Raw genomic sequence first — 18,220 nt, 5'->3', positions numbered from 1 at the left:
TCACTCGGTCGTGATGAGGATCGCCTCGACACGCCGGTTCAGCGTGCGTCCCTCATCCGACTGGTTCGACGCGAGGGGGGAGAGGTAGCCCACCCCCTCGGCCTCAAGGCGCCCGGCCGGGATGCCGTGCTCGGTGACGAGGCGTTCCAGGACCGAGGCGGCGCGGCGCCGGGAAATGGTGATGTTGGCAGACAGCGGCCCTTCGGCGTCGGTGTGGCCGACAAGGGCCACGCGACGGTTCGGGTGCGTCTCAAGGTAGGCGGCGAGGTCTGTCAGGCTGTCATAGGTGCCTTCGCCGAGTGCCGAGGAGCCCGTTTCGAACCGAAGGTCGGTAAGCACATACCGCCCGACACGTTCCATCGCCTCGCCCACGTTCCCGAGCGCGGCCTGCGGCACGCTCGTATTCGCGCCCGCATCCGGGTCGGACGGGTCCGCCTTGGTCGACGTGACGGCCGGATCGGGCAGGTCGCCGGTCGGGCTCACCTCGACGATCTGGATGAATCCGGCGCTGGCCGACCGGCTGACCAGAACGCTCGTGAACATGCCGCTGTCGCCCGGCACATGGGCCGAGAGAAAGTGGTAATCCCCAAGGTCCACATGCATCTCAGGCTCCTGCACGACGGGCGTGGCAAAGCGGAAATCGAAGCCGCCGCAGGTATCCTCGTCGCATTCGAACAGGATGTCATAGCCGTCGTCGATCAGTTGCTGACGGAAGTTGAGGATCAGCTGGTAGCTCGACAGCCCGGTTCCACCGATCCGCCACGCCCGGGTCTGCACGGCACCCTGTGTCCGGATGGTCGGCATCGCGTCACCCGTATGCGCACCGATGGGCAGGTCATAGGTTCCACCCGCTTCCCGCTCCTCGAAGCGCAGGGCCGCGCCCGCCGGCATCAGCAGTTCCGCCCGCGCGGGGAGCGCTGTCGCCGCGAGGAGAGCGGCGAGCGTCAGGAGGCGGGCGGAGCGCTTCATCTGGCCTGCGCGTGATAGTCGTCGTTGGGCTGCATGTCGGTGGCCGCAGCGACCCGGTTGGACATGTTGTAGAACCCGGCGGTGGAGGCGATGTCGAAGATATCGCGGTCCGAGAACCCGACATCGCGCAGCGCCTGACGGTCCGACTCCTCGATCTTGGCCGGCGCTTCGGTCAGCTTCTCCGCGAAATGCAGCATCGCGTTCTGTCTGGCATTGAGGCCGGCGGCGCGGAAGTTCATCACCATCGCCTCGCCCAGTTTCGGATCGCCCGAAAGCTGGCGCACGGCCGCGCCGTGAGCGACGAGGCAATACCAGCACTTGTTGATGCTGCTGACCACGACCGCGATCATCTCGCGCTCCAGCTTGGACAGCCCGCTGTCGCCCAGCATCAAGTCATTGTACATCGCCGTGAAGGCATTGAGCTTGTCGATGTCGAAGGCATAGGCGCGCAGAACATTGGGCACCATGCCGAGCTTTTCCTCGCAGATCGCGAAGTATTTCTGCGTGGCCTCGGGCAGCGGGTCCACCTGTGGCAGGTCGAGTGCGGTGATCTTGTCGGTCATGTCAGGGCCTCCTCCGTCTTGATCCGGTAGTGATATTGCCCCCTGAGCCGCATGCCAAGCGAGGCATAGAGCGGGTTGGCGGCGGTATTTCCCTGCGTCACAGCCAGTCCGACCACGTCTGCTCCATGCGCACGCGCCCAGATCGCCGCGTGTTTCAGAAGCCGCCTGGCAACCCCCTTGCGTCGTGCCTCCGGCAAGACGTGCAACGCATGAACCACCGCGATGGTGTCGTGGATGGCGACGAAGGCCGCACCGCCGGGGTAATCGCCCGCGCGTGCGAGCATACCCGCCTTCGGGTCCGGCGCGCGGTCCATGATCGCCTGCCGCTCTGCCCCGACCTCGCCGTCGATCCAGATGTCGCGGATCAGTTCAAGCGGCGGCCACATGCCATAGCCACCGCCCATCGGCAGGGTTCTGTCACCGGCAAGCTCGCTGGCTTCGATGACCCAGAGGTTCGTCGGATCCTTGACCGCGTAGCCATGCGAGGCAAGCAGGCTGTCCAGCCCGCCCTCGCCATCGCGCACCATGAATTGCGGGGTCTGGCCGAGCTTGCGCATCGCGGCTTCCGCCGTGGGCAGATCGGCTTCCGTCACCGGCCAGTCCTCCGTCGCCGAAGAGACGCGGCTTCCGCCCCCCTTTCCCTCTCGGATCGTCCAGGCACCCTCGCGGCGGATCGTGGCGGGCGGCCAGGTCGCCAGTACGGCGTCGACGAGCGTGCGGCTGTCGGGAAGGGCGATCGGCTTCACGCGGTTTCTCCGGGGAACAGCGCGGCGAGCTTGACCATCGCCGCATCCACCTCGCCCCCGTCGTGTCCCCGGACCACGATATTGGCGCCGAAGGCTCCGTTTTGCTGGAACGGGTAGGAGCCGATGGAAAGGCCGGGGTATTCCTCCGCCAGAATACGCAGCGGTCCCGCGATCTCGCCCTCGGGCCGGTCGACGCGCAGGGACTGGCTCAGAAGCGGCGCGCCGCCCTTGATGGACGGCAGGACCGAGGCGACCATGGCTTCGAAGACCGCAGGGACACCCGCCATGACATGCACGTTTTGCAGCGAGAATCCGGGGGCGATAGAGACCGGGTTTTCGATCAGCGTCGCGCCGTCGGGGATGCGGGCCATCCGCATCCGCCCTTCGGTGGCCTCGGTGCCGCGCCGTTCGAAATAGGCCATCAGCAGGTCGCGGGCATCGTCGCGGATGTCGATATGGGCATCGAACGCCGCGGCCACGCAGTCTGCGGTGATGTCGTCATGGGTCGGTCCGATCCCGCCGGAGGTGAAGACATGGTCATAGGCCGACGAAAGTGCGCGGACCGCGGTCACGATGGCATCCCGGTCGTCCGAAACCACCCGCGCCTCGCACAGGTCCACACCATGCGCGGTCAGCGACTTGGCGAGCACGTTCATGTTGATGTCACGGGTGCGGCCCGAGAGGATCTCGTCTCCGATGACGAGCATCGCGGCGGTGGGATTGGTCATGTCCGGCCCTTCAGATTGGCGTGGCGCGAAACTAGTCTGTTTTGCCGGGGGCCAAAAGCACGATTGCACGCCGTGTTGGCGGGGATCGGCTCGTGTCGCACCGGCCCGCCATCGGGCAGGCCGGTGCGTGCAGCGTGATCAGATGCGCTCGATCGCGATGGCGATGCCCTGACCGCCGCCGATGCACATGGTGATGAGCGCCTTGGAGCCGCCGATCCGCTCCAGCTCGTACATCGCCTTCACGGTGATGATCGCGCCGGTCGCGCCGACCGGGTGCCCCAGGGCGATGGCGCCGCCGTTCGGATTGACCTTGGCGGGGTCGAACTTGAGCTCGTTAGAGACGGCGAGCGCCTGGGCCGCAAACGCCTCGTTCGACTCGATCACGTCGAAATCGTCAGCCTTGAGCCCGGTGCGCGCCATGAGGTTCTGCACCGCCGGGATCGGGCCGATCCCCATGACCTCGGGCCGCACGCCCGCATGAGCATACCCCAACACGCGGAATTTCGGCGTAAGGCCCGCCTTCTCCGCCGCCTCGGCCCGGGCCAGAACGATGGCGCCCGCGCCGTCATTGATGCCGGAGGCATTGCCCGCCGTGACCGTCCCGTCCTTCTGGAAGGCCGGGCGTAGACCCGCGAGAGCCTCGGCAGAGGTCTGTTTCGGGTGCTCGTCGGTGTCGAAGGCGACCGTGTCGCGCTTCACCTTCACTTCGACCGGCACGATCTGGTCCTTGAAGTAACCTTCTGCGATGGCCTTCGCCGCGCGCTCCTGGCTTTGCAGCGCGAAAGCATCCTGATCCGCGCGGGTGATGCCGCACTCCGAGGCCACGTTCTCGGCGGTGACGCCCATGTGGCCGGTGCCGAACGGGCAATTCAGCGCGCCCAGCATCATGTCCTGTGCGCCCGCGTCGCCCATCTTCTGACCCCAGCGGGCCTGCGGCAGGATGTAGGGCGACCGGCTCATCGCTTCGGCACCGCCGGCGACACCGAAATCGGCATCGCCCAGCATCAGGTTCTGGACGACGGATACGATGGCCTGCGCGCCGGAACCGCAAAGACGGTTCACGTTCATGGCCGGGGTCGAGTCCGGGATGCCAGCCTCGATGCCCGCAACGCGGCTCAGGTACATGTCGCGCGGCTCGGTGTTGATGACGTGGCCAAAGGCGACGTGGCCGATCTGGCCCCCTTCGACGCCGGCGCGGGACATGGCCTCTTTCGCGACCGTTGCCCCGAGTGTGATCGGCGGGGTGCCCGCGAGCGATCCGCCGAACGTGCCGATGGCAGTGCGGGCACCGCCGAGAATTACGATATCAGTCATGGAATACCTCCGTGTATACGGTGACATTCTACAAGATATGCAGAATGTCCATTAGAACGTTCCGTCAGCGGGGTCTCTTTCCCGCGTTCGCGTGGTCAGGAGCGTCACCGCTTCGCGGAACGCATCGTATTTGTCACCCAGAACGTTGCGGAGTTCCGCGTCATAGGCCTGGGCGATCGGGGCGAGGGTGGCGATCATCTCGCGCCCTTTGTCCGTCAGGGTCAGCTGGACGAGCCGCCGGTCGGTTTCGTTCACCACCTTCACGACATAGCCGCCCGCCTCCAGCCGGGTGGCCGCCCGGCTGACCTTTGGCTTGTCCATGCCGACGCGCCGGGTGATCTCGCGCACCGATACCTTGTCCTCCTGGCTGAGGTGCGCGACGACGCGCCACTCCGCGACAGTGATCCCGTAGCGTTCCCGGTAATGGTGCGAAAACCCGGCGCTCACGGCGCGCGACAGCTCATTGAGCTGGTAGGGCAGAAAGGTCTCGAGGTCGAACCGCGTCACGAATATCCCCTTTTCGGGATGTATGCCGCGAAGCCGCCCGCGCGGCAAGCGCCGGGGTCTTGCCAACCCGGGAGCTTTGGGGCCATGTGCCCGGACGCAAACGGGAGGAGAACCAGATGCGCGCCGGGATCGTGACCCTCGTGGTGGCCTATGTCTTGAGCCAGTTCTACCGCGCATTCCTCGCGGTGATGGCACCGGTCCTCAACGCCGACATCGGCGCGACTCCCGGGGATCTGAGCCAGGCGTCCGGCCTCTGGTTCGCCGTCTTCGCCGCGATGCAGATCCCCGTCGGCTGGCTTCTCGACAACGTCGGGCCGAAAAAGACCGCCTCGGTCCTGTTCGGCATCGGGGCCGCGGGGGGCGCGGCGCTCTTTGCCGTGGCCGAAGGGCCGGGCGCGGTGAAGCTCGCCATGGCGCTCATCGGGGTCGGCTGTTCGCCGGTGCTTATGGCCAGCTATTTCACCTTTGCCCGCGTATTCGAGCCGCGCGTGTTCGGCACGCTGGCGGGCGTCGTGCTCGGCACAGGCACCTTCGGCAATGTCGTCGCGTCCTACCCGATGGCCTGGGCGGTCGAGAATATGGGCTGGCGCGAAACGATGTGGGGCCTCGCGGTCCTCAGCCTCGTAATCGCGCTGGTCATGGCCGTGCTGGTGAAGGACCCGCCGGCCTTCGAACACGAGCCGGGCCAGAAGAAGGGATCGGTCCTCACGCTTCTGGCCATTCCCGCGCTCTGGTTCATCTTCCCGATCCAGATCGTGAATTACGCCCCCGCCGCCGGTCTGCGCGGTCTCTGGGCGGGACCCTATCTCGAGGACGTGTTCGGGATGACCGCGAACGGTATCGGGGTCGTGACGCTCGTCATGGCCTTTGCCATGATCGCGGGGAATTTCCTCTACGGGCCAGCGGACCGTCTGTTCGGGACACGCAAATGGGTGATCTTCGTGGGCAACGCGCTCGCCGCGCTTTGCCTGTTCGGGCTCTGGGCCTTTCCCGACAACAGCGTGGTCACGACGACGCTGTTCCTCGCCGCCGTGGGCCTCTTCGGCGCATCCTTCCCGCTCATCATGGCACATGCGCGCGCGTTTTTTCCGCCGCATCTCGCGGGGGCCGGGATGACGCTCATCAACCTGATGGGCATCGGCGGGGTATCGCTGTTCCAGTTTCTGTCCGGCGGGGTCTACGGTCGTGCGAAAGAGGGCGCGACCGATCCGGCCGCGCCCTATGAAAGCCTATTCCTGTTCTTTGCTATCCCGCTGCTGGTCGGTCTCGCGATCTACCTGTTTAGCCGGGACAGGACGGACTAGGCCGCCTTGCGTCCGCGCGTCCGGCGACGTCGCTGACCCTGACCACCGCCAGCGGCCTTCTTGGCGCCTTGCGCCGCAGACTTGGGCTGGCCCTGCGGCTTGCCGCCGCCACCACGACGGGGTCCGCCACGGCCACGCCCGCCGCCGCCGCCGCCACGCTTCGGCGGGTCGACTTCCTCGGGCTGGTGGCCGCCAAGGATCGGGATGTCGATCCTCATGACCTTCTGGATCTGGCGCAGAAGCCCGATCTCTTCGCCGGTCACGAAGGCGATCGCATCGCCGCCTGCACCCGCGCGGGCCGTGCGACCGATGCGGTGAATGTAGTTCTCCGGCACTTCCGGCAGGTCGTAGTTGAACACATGGCTCACGCCCGGAATGTCGATCCCGCGCGCGGCAACGTCGGTCGCCACGAGGATGCGGGCCTCGCCGTCACGGAACGCCTTGAGCGCACGGTCGCGCTGGCCCTGCGATTTGTTGCCATGGATCGAGACGGCCTTGAACCCATCCGCGCACAACTGCTTCATCAGCCGCTCGGACCCGTGCTTGGTGCGCCCGAAGACGAGCGACAGCCCGTCGGGCTCTTTCTCGAGGTAGGATTTGAGAAGGTCGAACTTGTCGCCCTTGTCCTGCGCCCAGTGGATGCCCTGCGTGACCTTGTCCGCGGCCTTGCCCGGCGTGGCGACCTGCACCCTGACCGGATCGGTCAGGTAGGCGCGCGACAGCTCTTCCATCTGCTTCGGCATCGTGGCCGAGAACAGCATGGTCTGGCGCGGTGTGCCAAGCTCCGGCGCGATCCGGCGCAGCGCGTGGATGAAACCCATGTCGAGCATCTGGTCGGCCTCGTCGAGGACGAGGAAAGTGGCGCGGTCCAGCCGCACGGCGCGGCGGTCCATCAGGTCGATCAGGCGGCCGGGCGTCGCGACGAGGATGTCGGTGCCCTTGGCGAGGATCTGAACCTGCTTGTTGATCGACTTGCCGCCGACCACGGTGTTCACCTTGATATGGGTGCCTTTGACATAGTCGATCAGGTTGTCTGCGATCTGGTTCACCAGTTCGCGGGTCGGGGCGAGGATGAGCGCACGCACGCATTTCGGCTCGCGCTTGTCATGCCCGCCCAGGAGCTGTTGCACGAGCGGCAGACCGAAGGCGGCGGTCTTGCCGGTGCCGGTCTGGGCAAGGCCCATCACATCGGTGCCCGCAAGAGCGTGGGGAATGGCCTGCACCTGAATCGGCGAGGGGGTTTCGTAGCCCGCCGCGCTTACGGCGGCGAGGAGTTTCGGGTCGAGCCCGAGGTCTTTGAAGGAAGTCATATCGTCTTTCCGCGAAGCGCAATCGCTCCGCTCTGCCGGCGCATCATGCGCCGTCGTCGCTGGGACGCGTCGAGCCTCATGACGGGGCGCTTGCCCGTCACCGTCCGGCGCGAAGCCCCCCGCGTGAATTGGGAACCTGTATTGGGCCGCTTGGGCCCGTTCATCCCGACCCTGCCGCACATCTTCTTGATGGTTGTCTGGCGGCGACGGCTCACGCGGCCGCGTTCGGGATGGGTCGCATATCGGGCCATCCGTCACGAAAGTCAATGGAGCCCGTCACGAATGGTGAGGGATGAAACCCTTTCACCTCCTCCGGCATTCCTGTATCAGCGCCCGAAACTTTGACACCGCAAAGGAGAGCCAGATGGGCTACAAGGTCGTCGTCTGCGGCGCCACGGGTAACGTGGGTCGCGAAATGCTCAACATCCTGGCCGAGCGCCAGTTCCCCGTGGACGAAGTCGCCGCGCTTGCATCGCGCCGGTCGCTCGGCACCGAGGTGAGCTTCGGCGACAAGACCCTGAAGACCAAGGATCTCGACACGTTCGATTTCACGGGCTGGGACATCGCGCTCTTCGCCATCGGGTCCGACGCCACCAAGAAATACGCGCCGGTCGCGGCCAAGGCGGGCTGCGTGGTGATCGACAACTCGTCGCTCTACCGCTACGACCCGGACGTGCCGCTGATCGTGCCGGAGTGCAACCCGGACGCCATCCACGGCTATTCCAAGAAGAACATCATCGCGAACCCCAACTGCTCGACCGCGCAGATGGTCGTGGCGCTCAAGCCGTTGCACGAACGCGCGAAGATCAAGCGCGTGGTCGTGTCGACCTACCAGTCGGTTTCCGGCTCCGGCAAGGACGCGATGGACGAGCTCTGGAACCAGACCAAGGGCATGTTCGTGCCGGGTCAGGAAGTGGAGCCGAATGCCTATCCCAAGCAGATCGCCTTCAACGTGATCCCGCAGATCGACGTGTTCATGGATTCAGGTGACACGAAAGAAGAATGGAAGATGGTCACCGAGACGAAGAAGATCATCGATTCTTCGATCAAGGTCACCGCGACCTGCGTGCGCGTTCCCGTCTTCGTGGGTCATGCCGAGTCGATCAACATCGAGACCGAGGAATTCCTCGACGAAGACGAAGCGCGCGAGATCCTGCGCCAGTCGCCGGGCCTTCTCGTCGTCGACAAGCGCGAGCCGGGCGGCTACGTCACGCCCGTCGAATGCGTGGGCGATTTCGCCACGTTCATCAGCCGCATCCGGCAGGACGTGACCATCGAGAATGGCCTGAACCTTTGGTGCGTGTCCGACAACCTGCGCAAGGGCGCGGCCCTGAACGCAGTCCAGATCGCCGAGCTTCTGGGCCGTGAGGTTCTGAAGAAAGGCTGACGCACCTCAGTCGTCTTCGATCAGAATGAGATCGTCATCGCCGTCGGGGGACACCCCGGCGGCGTTTTCATTAAGGATGTGCCGCATCCGGTGCGGATGGCCCGGCATCGGGCACCTGAACTTGCGCACGAGTCGTGAATAGGGGAAGCCGAGTTCCGACAATTTGCACAGTCGCGCGCCCGTCTCCCGGTCGTGAAGGGTCAGGCCGCCGCCCGCTGGCCGCACTTCATGGCCTCTGCGCGCGAGGCGGTCGGCAAGGTCGGCCCAGCCGGTCGCGCTCGCCATATCGGCAGCGAGGAGCCGCTGAAGGCGCGCGACGAGCGGCTCATCCGCCCGGTTGGGCGTCTTCGCCCCGGTGCGCCGCCGAAGCTCGCGCGCCACGAGGTCGCGCAAGACCTGACCTGGCGTCTGGTCCAGGTCGCGACCGATGCGCTCCAGCGCCTCGACCATCTGTGGCGGCATCGCGAAAGTGACGTCCTGCAACTCCATGCTCCCATCTTCGCCGATCATCCTTACCGATCGGTGAATAGGCGCCGACGGAAATCACGGCGCTTTCCCGGTCTGGCCCGGCGCGTTAGCGTGCCCTCACCGGTTTCCAGAAAGGACCCCCGATGCGTGCCACCGTTTCGCTGATCGCTCTCCTCGTCGCGGCGCCCGCCGCCGCCGACACCGTCTTCGCTCAGGCACCGGTGGCCGCCGCCACGCTCTATCCCGACGGCGCGACGCTCACGCTGCGCGCCGAGATCGATCTCCCCGCCGGGTCGCATGTGGTGATGGTGCCTTATGCCAGGGCCGGCGGGTCGGGGAGCCTGCCACGCATCGCCGTGAGTGACGGCGTCACCGTCGGTGCGCTCGGGTTCCGCCGCGACGTGGTGGCCGATCCGCGCGACATTTATTCCGAGGCGCAGGAGGAGGCCGCGCAGGCCCGCGATGCCGCCGAGGATCGGCTCCTGGCCAAACAGGACGAATTGGACACGGCGCGCGTGCTGCTTACCGCGCTTCAGGCCAAGGCCGATTACCTCGCCGGAATAACGCCGCCGGAGGACGCGACTGCCGACCAGATCCTCGCCATTGCCGAAATGGTGTCGTCACAGACGGCCGAAACCCGCTCGGCCATTCTCGTGGCCAAGGCTGATCTGCGCCCGCTCGAAGAGGAGCTGGAGGATTTGCGCGGCGCACTCTCTGCCGCCGAGGCCGCGCTCGCCCGCCTGTCGCCGCCGGGGGCCGAGAACGACATGCTGACCGTGGAAGTCACGGTGGCCGAGGCCGGGCCGGTCGCGCTCGAGATGACCGAGCAAAGCGGGGCGGCGGGATGGCGCGTGGACTACGATGCGAACCTCGACCGCGACGCGGGCGAACTCACGCTGGATCGCAAGCTCATCGTCATCCAGAACGACGGCCGCACCTGGGCGGACGTGGACCTGACCCTGTCCACCGCGCGGCCCAACGACCAGATCGCGCCGAGCGAAGTCTATTCCGACCGTGCCGAGATCTTCGAGCCGCAACTCGCCCGCAACGCTGCGCCCGAACCGATGGTCGAGATGGAGATGGCCGAGGAAGGCAGGGGGGTTGCCGACATGGCCGTCGCGCCCGCACCGATGCAGACCGCCGGCCTCAAGGTCGATGGGTTGGCGATTTCCTATGTTTATCCCGAGCCGGTCACCATCGCTTCCGGCGAGGCGGCGGAGCTTGCACTCGATAGCCTGACCATCCCGGCGGACCCCGGCATCGAGGCCGCGCCGCGCTGGGACGACACGGCTTTCCTCATGGCATCCTTCACCAACGTGACGGGTGAGCCGATCCTTCCCGGTGACGCGAGCCTGTCGCGCGACGGGGCTTTCGTCGGGCGCACCACGTTCCCCATGATCCCTGCGGGCGCGGAGGAGGAGCTGGCCTTCGGTCCCATCGACTCGATCCGCCTCGACACGATCTTCAAGCGCAACGAGGAAGGGGACGCCGGCATCATCACGCGGTCCTCCACCCGGCAGCAGGACATCACCTTCACGGTCGAGAACCTGTCGGACGAGACGCAGGAGGTGCGTGCGCTCTATCCGCTTACCTTTTCCGAAAAGGAGAATCTCGAGGTTGCGGTCGTAGCCCAACCCGCGCCGGACGAGACGGACGTGGACGACCGGCGTGGCGTGTCCGCGTGGAACCTTACGCTCGCCCCAGGTGAGACGCAGGAAGTGCGGATCACCGTGACGCTGGATTGGCCGGAGGGGCAGATCCTGAACTGGGCGCCGTAAGGTTCTGTCAATTTGCCTTAACTAAAATCGTTTTCTCTGGGCACCGTTTCGCCGCAGAGCCGCACGAATTGTGTCCGAATCCGGGGCGATCCTGTCTAGGTCGGCAAGACAGCCGGCCCTGCGGCAAAGCCCGCCCCGGCCCGAGAGGCCCCACCGGAAACCGGTTCCCCATCAAACCGCACACGCGCGCCCGCACGCGGGCGCGGAAGGACCGGAACGTCATGCACACCACTGTCATCGCATTTCCCCCGCCCCGTCCCGCCAACACCAATGCGCCGGGACTTGCCAAGGCCGCCGCGACCGTCGTGTCGCTCGAGCGCTGGAAAAGGCGGGCCCGGCCCTTCCGCACGCCGACCGGGGTCTTCTTCAGGACGTCCGTTCTCTGCACGACGGGCGATATCGCCTGATCCCAGTCATTTCAGTCAAAGGAAAAGCCGCCATGACCAACCGCGCCAAGACCGCCACCACCGAAACGCTCACGACCACCGGAAGCGAGGATCTGCCTATCATCGATAAGGCGCGCCGCGGTCGCCTCGCCGCGCTGGCCCGCCTGCGCGCACGGTCGGCGGTGGCAGGCAATGTCGTGTCCATGTTCGACAATACGATCCCCAGACGCACAGCCGTGCCGGTCTTCCAGTCCTGCCGGGGGCGGAAATACGCGCCCCTTCTCCTCACGAATCCCATTGCGGCGTGAATGCGACTCACTTGTGACGCGCGTCACGGCAGGGTCAGATTTGAATCGGGCACTTTTGGCGAAGTGAGGCAAAGTTGGGTCGAAAGGTAGGGAAACCCAGCGCTTTCCGGTGTTCAAAGCGTGAAATGTCTCATTCTTGCCCAATTTGAGCAAATTTCCCGCCCGAATCGAGGCGCAGCTTTGTTCACATCGGAACAGAAAGATGAACACGAGGTTCAGAATGGCTGCCACCACTCACGACCCGAAGGACACCAAGGTGATCCGCTTCCCGAAGCCGCTCAAAGGCATCGCGAACCGGGACCGCAACAAGCGCCTTCCGTCCCTGACCAGCGCAGACGTCGAGAACTTCTTCTCGAATGCCGACGCCAAGGGACAAACCAAGAAACTCGCGGCCTGACCACCGCGCCCTCCTGACCAAACCTAACCCGGCCGAGAAAAAAACAAACCGGCCACAAAATCCTGGGGAAACAGACAATGACCAACGTAATCGACTTCACCGCCTACCGCGCCGCCAAAGCCCCCAAAGCTTCGAACGGCGAAAAGTTCCAGAACAACGTGGTGTCCATCGCCGACTGGAAAGACGCGGCTCACGCCCGCCGCAACGTCCACGTCACGACCGACGTCCTCGCTTCCATCGGTTCGGCCTGCTGAGCCACCCTGACCGAAGCTTCCTGACAACACCCCTCATTCTGGAGACACCCCAATGACACTCATCGAAAAAGCCCGCGCCGGCCGCCGTGCCGCTCTCGCCTCCCTCGAAAACGAAATCGAGAACGCCTCCAACGTCGTGTCGATCTTCGACTTCGCCCCGACGAAGAAGAGCGAGCCGATCCCGGCATTCAGCTCGATCCGGACGGAGGGTGCCGTCGTGCGCCTCGCCGCCTGATCCATCTCACCCCGATCCGGAAAGGACGGGCGCGGTTGCCCTCACCGCGTCCGTCCTTTTCTTTTCAGGCAGCGGTGTCGAGGTCCATATCCTCGGAAACCTCCACCGCCTCCGCCGCACAGATCCTGCGCAAACTGAAGGTGTAGGTCGCGCCATAGATCGTCGCGACCGAGAAGGGCAGCGCGACAGTCAGCCAGAACGCTGGTGTGTGGGCCGCGGTGTGGATGACCGTGAGAAAAGAGGCAGAGATCGCGCTGGCCGTCAGGGTCGGGGGCAACACGCCAACGGTCCGCCGCGCGACCCATTCGATCGCCCGCTTCATGAACAGCGTCACCGTTGCGGTAATCATACCTTGCACAAGACCGGCGATGAGGGGCGCGGGCCAGTCATGGCCGAGGTTCGCGAAAAACGCCCACCCGCCCATCATCGTGACGCCAGCCGCGATGTGAGCGATGTTCGAGTGAAGAAAATTCATGCCTAGGACCAGAAATATCTGACAATGTGAAAAAAGATCGGAGCCGCGAATACGACCGAGTCTAACCTGTCGGTAAAGCCCCCGTGGCCCGCAATCAAGTGTCCCCAGTCCTTTACGCCCTTGTCGCGTTTGATCGCGGACATGACGAGGCCGCCGAATAAGCCCATCAGGGTAACGGTGACGGCCACCCCTGCTGACTGCCAGACGGCGAACGGCGTCAGCCAGGAAAGCACCGCACCGAGGATCGCGGCAGAGACGATTCCGCCCGCGAATCCCTCCCACGTCTTTGAGGGTGACAGCGTGGGTGCTACCGGATGGCGTCCCCACAGCTTGCTCCAGACGTACTGAAGCACATCCGCGCCCTGAACCACGACGACGAGCCAGGCAATAAGCAGGATCTCGCGCCCGTCGAAGCCCGGAATATCCAGAGTGAGAAGGGCGGGCACATGCGAGGCTGCGAAAACGGCGACCATCAGGCCCCATTGGGTCTCGGCAACCCGCGACAGGAACCGGGTCGTGTCGCCCCGCAAGGCCACGAGTATCGGCATGAACAGGAAGGCATAGACCGGAATGAAGATCGAATAGAGCCCGTACCAGTCGATATAGATCAGCCAGTATTGCACTGGCACGATGACGAAAAAGGACACGAGAAGCGCATAGTGATCGGCCCGACTTTTCGCGGTGAGCGTCAGGAATTCCCGCAGCGCGGCGAATGACAACAGTGCGAACAGGACGATCACGCCGATGGACCCGAACAGAAAGGACAGGGCCAGAAGCACCACCATCGCCCACCAGGAACTGATCCGCGCGTTCAGGTTTTCGACCAAGGTGTTGGTGCCGTCCGCATCGAAACGGCGTCTCAGGGTTTCGCCGAGGATCGAGGCGAGCGAGAGCACCAGGACGATGGCCAGAAGCAACCCATAGAATTCGGCCGACGCACTCATTCGGGCCGCTCCGGTTTCAGCGCGCGCAATGCCTGCGCGGCGCGTCCGAGAAAGGCGTCTTTGTCCTCGCCATCCTTCAGATGGACTGCCTGACCGTAGGTGACGGTGCACAGAAGCGGGACGGGGATCACCTCGCCTTTCGGCAGGATGGCGTTCAGGTTCTCGATCCACGTCGGCACGAGTTCGACGTCCGGCCGCCTGTGGGCGACGTGGTAGATGCCCGTCTTGAACGGAAGGAGCGGGTCGGGCCCCATGTTGCGCCCGCCTTCGGGAAAGATGATGAGGCTCGCCCCCTCATTCAGCGCGGCGACCATCTTTTCCACCGGGTCCTCGTCCCGCGTCTCGGGGTTGCGGTCGATAAGAACGGCGCGGAAGACGTCGCGCCCGGCGAACGCGCGCAGCCGCGACTTCAGCCAGTAGTCTGAGGCCGCGACGGGCCGGGTCCGCTCACGCAGGGCAGGGGGCAGCACGGCCCATGCCAGCACGAAGTCGCCGTTCGAGGTGTGATTGGCGAAATAGATCCGCTGGGTCGGGACGGGATCGGACCCAGCCCAGACCGCGCGCGGGGCGGTAACGAGGCGGGCGAACAGGACGATGGCCTGCCCCGCGATAAGCGCTGCGAGCGCCTTGAGGCCCCGCAGCGCGAGCGTCATCAGACGGGCTGGAACGCGTCGGCGTCCGCGTCGAAATACTTCAGCCCGCCTTCCCCGATGTCATGCCAGAGCCCGTGGAGCGAAAGCTCCTCGGACTTGACGGCCGCCTCGACGAAAGGAAACGTCATCAGGTTGTCGAGCGACACCTTCACGGCTTCCCGCTCAAGATGGTTGATGCATTCGTCACCCGAATAGCTGTCCTTGATCCGGTCGTAGCCCGGTTGGAGCAGGTCCATCCAGCGGCCCACGAAGCTCGACTTTTCGGTCAGCTCTGGCGCGTTCCCGGTGGCCATGTCGTAAAACCCCCGCACGCCACCGCAGGACGAATGGCCGATGACGATCACATGGGCGACCTTGAGCGCCGTGACCGCGTATTCCACCGCCGCCGAGGTGCCGTGCTGGTTCCCGTCCGGCTGGTAGGGCGGCACAAGGTTCGCGATGTTGCGGTGGATGAAGAACTCACCCTGGTCCGCACCGAAGATCGAGGTGACGTGCACACGGCTGTCACAACAGGAGATGATCATCGCGCGGGGGTGCTGACCTTCGCTCGCCAGTCGCCGGTACCACGATTTGTTCTCGGCAAAGCTTGTGGCTTTCCAGCCCTGGTAGCGCTGGACAAGATATTTCGGTAGCGGTCTTGCGTGTTCCATGCCTCTTCCCTGCGATTGCGGTTATCCGTGTTTAGGCGGGTTTTTCGGGAAATTCGAGGGATTTCAAAGAGGCGCGGAAACCTTTTCTTGAGGGGCAAGGGGCATGATGGCCCCGCTTTGAGGGGAAAGGGTGTTCGCCATGTCTGTGGCCACGTTGAAACATGCCGAGCCGGTTACGTTGGATCGTGACCAGCTTGAGGTTCTGTATCGCCAGTTGGGGCCGGTGGGCGCCGACAAGGTCGTCAACCACGCGCTGGAGGAGCTTGCTGCGCTTCTGGCGGGCGTGGCTGTCGATTACCGCGCGGGCCGGATGGCCGAGCTTGCCGCCAACGGACGGGCACTCGCGGCGGTCGCGCAACAGGTCGGCATGACCAAGCTCGCCCGCGTGGCGCGCGACGTCGCCGATGTCGCCACGGGCCATGACGCGGCGGCGCTTTGCGCGGTGACGGCCCGGTTGGAGCGGATCGGGGACCGCTCGCTGGTGGCGGTCTGGGACATGGCGGACGGGATCGGGTGACCCTGGGCCACGGGGGCCGGGTGAAACCAAGTTGCAGGCCCTCCCCGACTCGCTAGTCTTGCCGGATCATTGACCTGACCGGAGACACCATGTCGCTGACCTTCGCCCCCTCTGCCAAAGATGCGCTTCCACTGACCCTCGTCGACAAGGAGGGGCTGGAGGATTTCACCGCATCCTTGTCCGCGCCCCACGCCGCCTGGCTCGCGGCCTCGGGGTTCAGGGCGGCGCTTGGCGCGGTGGTCGTGTTCCCCGGAAAAGAGGGCGCGCCGGAGGCCGCGGTGGTGGGCCTTGGCGACGCCCGCGCCCGCTCACGCAAGCGTTTCGGCGTCGCGAGCGCGCGGGCGAAACTGCCGGACGCGACCTTCCGGCTCGTGACCGACCTGACAGGCCCCGCGCTGGACGAAGTCGCGCTGGGCTGGCTGCTCGCCGGCTATCGCTTTGATCGCTATGCGAAAAAGAGCGCACCCAAGGCCATGCTCATCGCCCCGGACGGGGTGGACGCCGCCCGGATCGAGGCGATCGCGGCGGGTGAGGCGCTGACCCGTGACCTCATCAACACGCCGGCCAACGACATGGGGCCGGATGAGCTCGAGGCCGCGGTTCGCACGTTGGGCGATACCTTCGGAGCCGAGGTCGCGGTCACGACCGGAGACGCGCTGATCGAAGCGAACTTCCCGCTGATCCACGCTGTCGGGAGGGCGGCCACCCGTGCGCCCCGGCTGATCGACCTGCGCTGGGGGACCCGCGGCCCGACCCTCACGCTTGTTGGCAAAGGCGTCTGTTTCGACACCGGCGGGCTGGACCTCAAGCCCGCCGCGGCGATGGGTCTGATGAAAAAGGACATGGGCGGTGCGGCCACGACCGTCGGCCTCGCCCACATGATCATGGCCCTCGGGCTTCCGCTCCAGCTGCGCCTCCTGATCCCCGCGGTCGAGAACGCCGTCGCAGGCGACGCCTTCCGCCCCGGCGACATCCTGACGAGCCGCAAGGGCCTGACGGTCGAGATCAACAACACCGACGCGGAAGGGCGGCTTGTGCTGGCCGATGCGCTCGCGCTGGCGGATGAGGAGATGCCGGACCTCGTGGTGTCGATGGCGACGCTCACCGGCGCGGCGCGCGTCGCCGTCGGCCCGGACCTCGCTCCGTTCTATGCGAGCGACGGCATGGATGCCGACGCGCTGCGCCACGCGGCGCCGAAGGTGGCCGATCCGGTTTGGGAACTGCCATTCTGGGCACCCTATGAAACGATGATCGAGCCGGGGATCGCCGATCTCGACAACGCGCCCAAAGGTGGCTTCGCGGGGTCGATCACGGCGGCGCTCTTCCTCAAACGCTTCGTCACCGACACGGATCGTTACCTGCACTTCGATGTCTACGGCTGGCAACCGTCCGCCGCCCCGGCCCGCCCCGTGGGCGGCGTCGGGCAGGGTGCGCGCGCTTTGCTTGAAGCGTTGCCGGGGATGCTCAAGCTGTGACCGACCGGCGGCTTTTGAAATCCAACGGGCGCGTGGCCCATGTCTCGCTCGAAGGCGTGGTCAAGGCGGATCGGTTCACCGAGGGTACCTGGCACCAGGTCAACGTCACAACCGCCGCCATCCTTGCCACGCCCCAGGGACCGCGTGAGCGTGAGATTCTGACCGGCGACAGTTTCTGCGTGCTCGACCGCGAGGACCGCTTCGTCTTCGGCTTCTCCGGGCGTGACGGCTACTGCGGCTGGCTTTTCGCCGATCTTTTGCGTGACCTGCGCACGGCCACCCACCGCGTGAGCGCCGCGCGCAGTTTCCGCAAGGCGACGCCCGACATCAAGGCGTGGGAACCGGCGATGCCCCTGTCCTATGGCGCACGGGTCGAGGTGGTCGACGAAGGCCCCCGCTGGTCCACGATCCTCGTGCAGGATGAGCCGAATGCCGAGGGTTTCCGCGAATATGCCGTGCCGACCGCGCATCTCGCCCCGCTGGACGCTCAGGCCACGGACCCGGTGGCGGAGGCCGCCAAGCTCCTCGGCACACCTTATGTCTGGGGCGGAAACTCGAGCTTCGGGATCGACTGTTCCGGCCTCGTTCAAATGGCCTATGAGATGTGTGGCGTCCCGATCCCGGCCGACAGCGACCAGCAGATGAGCGCGGGCGAGGCGGCGACGGACTACCGTCCCGGCGATCTCGTCTTCTGGAAGGGTCATGTCGCGATGGTGGCGGATGCCGACAGGTTCATCCACGCCAACGCGGGCGCGATGGCGGTGAGCTATGAGGGGATCGGGGCCACAATCCGGCGGATCGAAGAGCAGGGCGAGGGGCCTGTCTTGGCCCACCGCCGCGTAACCGCCTGAC

23 protein-coding genes are annotated in these 18,220 nt (G+C 65.6%); 11 read left to right on the top strand and 12 right to left on the bottom strand.

Annotated features, from left to right (window positions below):
* The 6 genes from B2585_RS12685 to B2585_RS12660 all read right to left on the bottom strand — a co-directional run bounded on the left by B2585_RS12685 (position 1) and on the right by B2585_RS12660 (position 4,827).
* Positions 1-969 (bottom strand): OmpA family protein, encoded by a 969-nt coding sequence (locus B2585_RS12685; RefSeq protein ID WP_292023620.1) that lies wholly within the window; start codon positions 967-969, stop codon positions 1-3.
* The gene (locus tag B2585_RS12680) at positions 966-1,532 is read right to left on the bottom strand and encodes a peroxidase-related enzyme (protein ID WP_292023618.1); all 567 of its coding nucleotides are present in this window, start codon (positions 1,530-1,532) and stop codon (positions 966-968) included. The genes B2585_RS12685 and B2585_RS12680 overlap by 4 nt, the downstream gene beginning before the upstream one ends.
* Positions 1,529-2,278 carry a GNAT family N-acetyltransferase gene (locus B2585_RS12675; RefSeq protein ID WP_292023617.1) on the bottom strand — a complete coding sequence of 250 codons (750 nt, stop codon included), beginning with the start codon at positions 2,276-2,278 and terminating at the stop codon, positions 1,529-1,531. The genes B2585_RS12680 and B2585_RS12675 overlap by 4 nt, the downstream gene beginning before the upstream one ends.
* A complete protein-coding gene (locus tag B2585_RS12670; protein WP_292023615.1) occupies positions 2,275-3,006 on the bottom strand; it encodes a competence/damage-inducible protein A in 732 nt (243 codons plus the stop codon). The genes B2585_RS12675 and B2585_RS12670 overlap by 4 nt, the downstream gene beginning before the upstream one ends.
* Before the next feature lie 138 nt (positions 3,007-3,144).
* Positions 3,145-4,320, bottom strand: a complete 1,176-nt coding sequence (locus B2585_RS12665; RefSeq protein WP_292023613.1) for an acetyl-CoA C-acyltransferase family protein — start codon at positions 4,318-4,320, stop codon at positions 3,145-3,147.
* Positions 4,321-4,371: 51 nt separating this feature from the next.
* The gene (locus B2585_RS12660; RefSeq protein ID WP_292023610.1) at positions 4,372-4,827 is read right to left on the bottom strand and encodes a MarR family winged helix-turn-helix transcriptional regulator; all 456 of its coding nucleotides are present in this window, start codon (positions 4,825-4,827) and stop codon (positions 4,372-4,374) included.
* A gap of 116 nt (positions 4,828-4,943) precedes the next feature.
* Here B2585_RS12660 and B2585_RS12655 point away from each other — a divergent pair, with 116 nt between their 5' ends.
* Positions 4,944-6,131 carry an MFS transporter gene (locus tag B2585_RS12655; protein ID WP_292023608.1) on the top strand — a complete coding sequence of 396 codons (1,188 nt, stop codon included), beginning with the start codon at positions 4,944-4,946 and terminating at the stop codon, positions 6,129-6,131.
* Here B2585_RS12655 and B2585_RS12650 read toward each other — a convergent pair.
* Positions 6,128-7,441 carry a DEAD/DEAH box helicase gene (locus B2585_RS12650; RefSeq protein ID WP_292023606.1) on the bottom strand — a complete coding sequence of 438 codons (1,314 nt, stop codon included), beginning with the start codon at positions 7,439-7,441 and terminating at the stop codon, positions 6,128-6,130. The two genes, B2585_RS12655 and B2585_RS12650, sit on opposite strands and share 4 nt — an antisense overlap.
* A gap of 364 nt (positions 7,442-7,805) precedes the next feature.
* On the opposite strand from B2585_RS12650, the gene B2585_RS12645 reads away from it, so the two are divergent.
* On the top strand, positions 7,806-8,828 hold the full coding sequence (locus B2585_RS12645) for an aspartate-semialdehyde dehydrogenase (RefSeq protein WP_292023604.1): 1,023 nt from the start codon (positions 7,806-7,808) through the stop codon (positions 8,826-8,828).
* A gap of 6 nt (positions 8,829-8,834) precedes the next feature.
* On the opposite strand, the gene B2585_RS12640 is transcribed toward B2585_RS12645, so the two are convergent.
* Entirely contained in the window at positions 8,835-9,338 is a 504-nt protein-coding gene (locus B2585_RS12640) for a hypothetical protein (protein ID WP_292023602.1), read from the bottom strand.
* Between the two features lie 101 nt (positions 9,339-9,439).
* On the opposite strand from B2585_RS12640, the gene B2585_RS12635 reads away from it, so the two are divergent.
* The 6 genes from B2585_RS12635 (at position 9,440) to B2585_RS12610 (ending at position 12,654) form a co-directional block, all read left to right on the top strand.
* Positions 9,440-11,074 carry a mucoidy inhibitor MuiA family protein gene (locus B2585_RS12635; protein WP_292023600.1) on the top strand — a complete coding sequence of 545 codons (1,635 nt, stop codon included), beginning with the start codon at positions 9,440-9,442 and terminating at the stop codon, positions 11,072-11,074.
* A gap of 221 nt (positions 11,075-11,295) precedes the next feature.
* The gene (locus B2585_RS12630; protein WP_292023598.1) at positions 11,296-11,481 is read left to right on the top strand and encodes a hypothetical protein; all 186 of its coding nucleotides are present in this window, start codon (positions 11,296-11,298) and stop codon (positions 11,479-11,481) included.
* A 32-nt stretch (positions 11,482-11,513) separates the two neighbouring features.
* The gene (locus B2585_RS12625; RefSeq protein ID WP_292023595.1) at positions 11,514-11,768 is read left to right on the top strand and encodes a hypothetical protein; all 255 of its coding nucleotides are present in this window, start codon (positions 11,514-11,516) and stop codon (positions 11,766-11,768) included.
* A 220-nt stretch (positions 11,769-11,988) separates the two neighbouring features.
* A complete protein-coding gene (locus B2585_RS12620) occupies positions 11,989-12,165 on the top strand; it encodes a hypothetical protein (RefSeq protein WP_292023593.1) in 177 nt (58 codons plus the stop codon).
* Between the two features lie 77 nt (positions 12,166-12,242).
* Positions 12,243-12,419: a hypothetical protein gene (locus B2585_RS12615; RefSeq protein WP_292023592.1), complete on the top strand. Its 177-nt coding sequence runs from the start codon at positions 12,243-12,245 to the stop codon at positions 12,417-12,419.
* 52 nt (positions 12,420-12,471) lie between these two features.
* A complete protein-coding gene (locus B2585_RS12610) occupies positions 12,472-12,654 on the top strand; it encodes a hypothetical protein (RefSeq protein ID WP_292023590.1) in 183 nt (60 codons plus the stop codon).
* Between the two features lie 64 nt (positions 12,655-12,718).
* Here B2585_RS12610 and B2585_RS12605 read toward each other — a convergent pair whose 3' ends face one another.
* Genes B2585_RS12605 through B2585_RS12590 form a run of 4 tightly spaced genes read right to left on the bottom strand, consistent with a single transcriptional unit; the run spans position 12,719 to position 15,376 of the window.
* Positions 12,719-13,129 (bottom strand): hypothetical protein, encoded by a 411-nt coding sequence (locus B2585_RS12605; RefSeq protein WP_292023588.1) that lies wholly within the window; start codon positions 13,127-13,129, stop codon positions 12,719-12,721.
* Positions 13,130-13,131: 2 nt separating this feature from the next.
* On the bottom strand, positions 13,132-14,073 hold the full coding sequence (locus B2585_RS12600; RefSeq protein ID WP_292023587.1) for a phosphatidate cytidylyltransferase: 942 nt from the start codon (positions 14,071-14,073) through the stop codon (positions 13,132-13,134).
* Positions 14,070-14,726, bottom strand: a complete 657-nt coding sequence (locus tag B2585_RS12595; RefSeq protein WP_292023585.1) for a lysophospholipid acyltransferase family protein — start codon at positions 14,724-14,726, stop codon at positions 14,070-14,072. Before B2585_RS12595 ends, B2585_RS12600 begins: the two co-directional genes overlap by 4 nt.
* On the bottom strand, positions 14,726-15,376 hold the full coding sequence (locus tag B2585_RS12590) for a carbonic anhydrase (RefSeq protein ID WP_292023583.1): 651 nt from the start codon (positions 15,374-15,376) through the stop codon (positions 14,726-14,728). The genes B2585_RS12595 and B2585_RS12590 overlap by 1 nt, the downstream gene beginning before the upstream one ends.
* Positions 15,377-15,515: 139 nt before the next feature.
* Here B2585_RS12590 and B2585_RS12585 point away from each other — a divergent pair, with 139 nt between their 5' ends.
* From B2585_RS12585 to B2585_RS12575, 3 genes are all read left to right on the top strand, one after another.
* Positions 15,516-15,893, top strand: coding sequence for a hypothetical protein (locus B2585_RS12585; RefSeq protein WP_292023581.1), 378 nt, complete (start codon positions 15,516-15,518; stop codon positions 15,891-15,893).
* An 89-nt stretch (positions 15,894-15,982) separates the two neighbouring features.
* On the top strand, positions 15,983-17,368 hold the full coding sequence (locus B2585_RS12580; RefSeq protein ID WP_292023579.1) for a leucyl aminopeptidase family protein: 1,386 nt from the start codon (positions 15,983-15,985) through the stop codon (positions 17,366-17,368).
* Positions 17,365-18,219 (top strand): NlpC/P60 family protein, encoded by an 855-nt coding sequence (locus B2585_RS12575; protein ID WP_292023577.1) that lies wholly within the window; start codon positions 17,365-17,367, stop codon positions 18,217-18,219. Before B2585_RS12580 ends, B2585_RS12575 begins: the two co-directional genes overlap by 4 nt.
* Position 18,220 lies beyond the last annotated feature (1 nt).

The sequence above is a fragment of the Maritimibacter sp. UBA3975 genome (genome assembly GCF_002384975.1).
Classification (GTDB): Bacteria; Pseudomonadota; Alphaproteobacteria; order Rhodobacterales; family Rhodobacteraceae; genus Maritimibacter.
Note: the sequence above shows the minus strand (reverse complement) of the source record. Positions and strands in the feature narration are given on the sequence as shown.

What these genes read in the sequence shown, in the direction of transcription:
- B2585_RS12685 (WP_292023620.1), bottom strand. Translation starts at nt 969, where the DNA reads ATGAAGCGCTCCGCCCGCCTCCTGACGCTCGCCGCTCTCCTCGCGGCG.
- B2585_RS12680 (WP_292023618.1), bottom strand. Translation starts at nt 1,532, where the DNA reads ATGACCGACAAGATCACCGCACTCGACCTGCCACAGGTGGACCCGCTG.
- B2585_RS12670 (WP_292023615.1), bottom strand. Translation starts at nt 3,006, where the DNA reads ATGACCAATCCCACCGCCGCGATGCTCGTCATCGGAGACGAGATCCTC.
- B2585_RS12665 (WP_292023613.1), bottom strand. Translation starts at nt 4,320, where the DNA reads ATGACTGATATCGTAATTCTCGGCGGTGCCCGCACTGCCATCGGCACG.
- B2585_RS12655 (WP_292023608.1), top strand. Translation starts at nt 4,944, where the DNA reads ATGCGCGCCGGGATCGTGACCCTCGTGGTGGCCTATGTCTTGAGCCAG.
- B2585_RS12650 (WP_292023606.1), bottom strand. Translation starts at nt 7,441, where the DNA reads ATGACTTCCTTCAAAGACCTCGGGCTCGACCCGAAACTCCTCGCCGCC.
- B2585_RS12645 (WP_292023604.1), top strand. Translation starts at nt 7,806, where the DNA reads ATGGGCTACAAGGTCGTCGTCTGCGGCGCCACGGGTAACGTGGGTCGC.
- B2585_RS12640 (WP_292023602.1), bottom strand. Translation starts at nt 9,338, where the DNA reads ATGATCGGCGAAGATGGGAGCATGGAGTTGCAGGACGTCACTTTCGCG.
- B2585_RS12635 (WP_292023600.1), top strand. Translation starts at nt 9,440, where the DNA reads ATGCGTGCCACCGTTTCGCTGATCGCTCTCCTCGTCGCGGCGCCCGCC.
- B2585_RS12630 (WP_292023598.1), top strand. Translation starts at nt 11,296, where the DNA reads ATGCACACCACTGTCATCGCATTTCCCCCGCCCCGTCCCGCCAACACC.
- B2585_RS12625 (WP_292023595.1), top strand. Translation starts at nt 11,514, where the DNA reads ATGACCAACCGCGCCAAGACCGCCACCACCGAAACGCTCACGACCACC.
- B2585_RS12620 (WP_292023593.1), top strand. Translation starts at nt 11,989, where the DNA reads ATGGCTGCCACCACTCACGACCCGAAGGACACCAAGGTGATCCGCTTC.
- B2585_RS12615 (WP_292023592.1), top strand. Translation starts at nt 12,243, where the DNA reads ATGACCAACGTAATCGACTTCACCGCCTACCGCGCCGCCAAAGCCCCC.
- B2585_RS12610 (WP_292023590.1), top strand. Translation starts at nt 12,472, where the DNA reads ATGACACTCATCGAAAAAGCCCGCGCCGGCCGCCGTGCCGCTCTCGCC.
- B2585_RS12605 (WP_292023588.1), bottom strand. Translation starts at nt 13,129, where the DNA reads ATGAATTTTCTTCACTCGAACATCGCTCACATCGCGGCTGGCGTCACG.
- B2585_RS12600 (WP_292023587.1), bottom strand. Translation starts at nt 14,073, where the DNA reads ATGAGTGCGTCGGCCGAATTCTATGGGTTGCTTCTGGCCATCGTCCTG.
- B2585_RS12595 (WP_292023585.1), bottom strand. Translation starts at nt 14,726, where the DNA reads ATGACGCTCGCGCTGCGGGGCCTCAAGGCGCTCGCAGCGCTTATCGCG.
- B2585_RS12590 (WP_292023583.1), bottom strand. Translation starts at nt 15,376, where the DNA reads ATGGAACACGCAAGACCGCTACCGAAATATCTTGTCCAGCGCTACCAG.
- B2585_RS12585 (WP_292023581.1), top strand. Translation starts at nt 15,516, where the DNA reads ATGTCTGTGGCCACGTTGAAACATGCCGAGCCGGTTACGTTGGATCGT.
- B2585_RS12580 (WP_292023579.1), top strand. Translation starts at nt 15,983, where the DNA reads ATGTCGCTGACCTTCGCCCCCTCTGCCAAAGATGCGCTTCCACTGACC.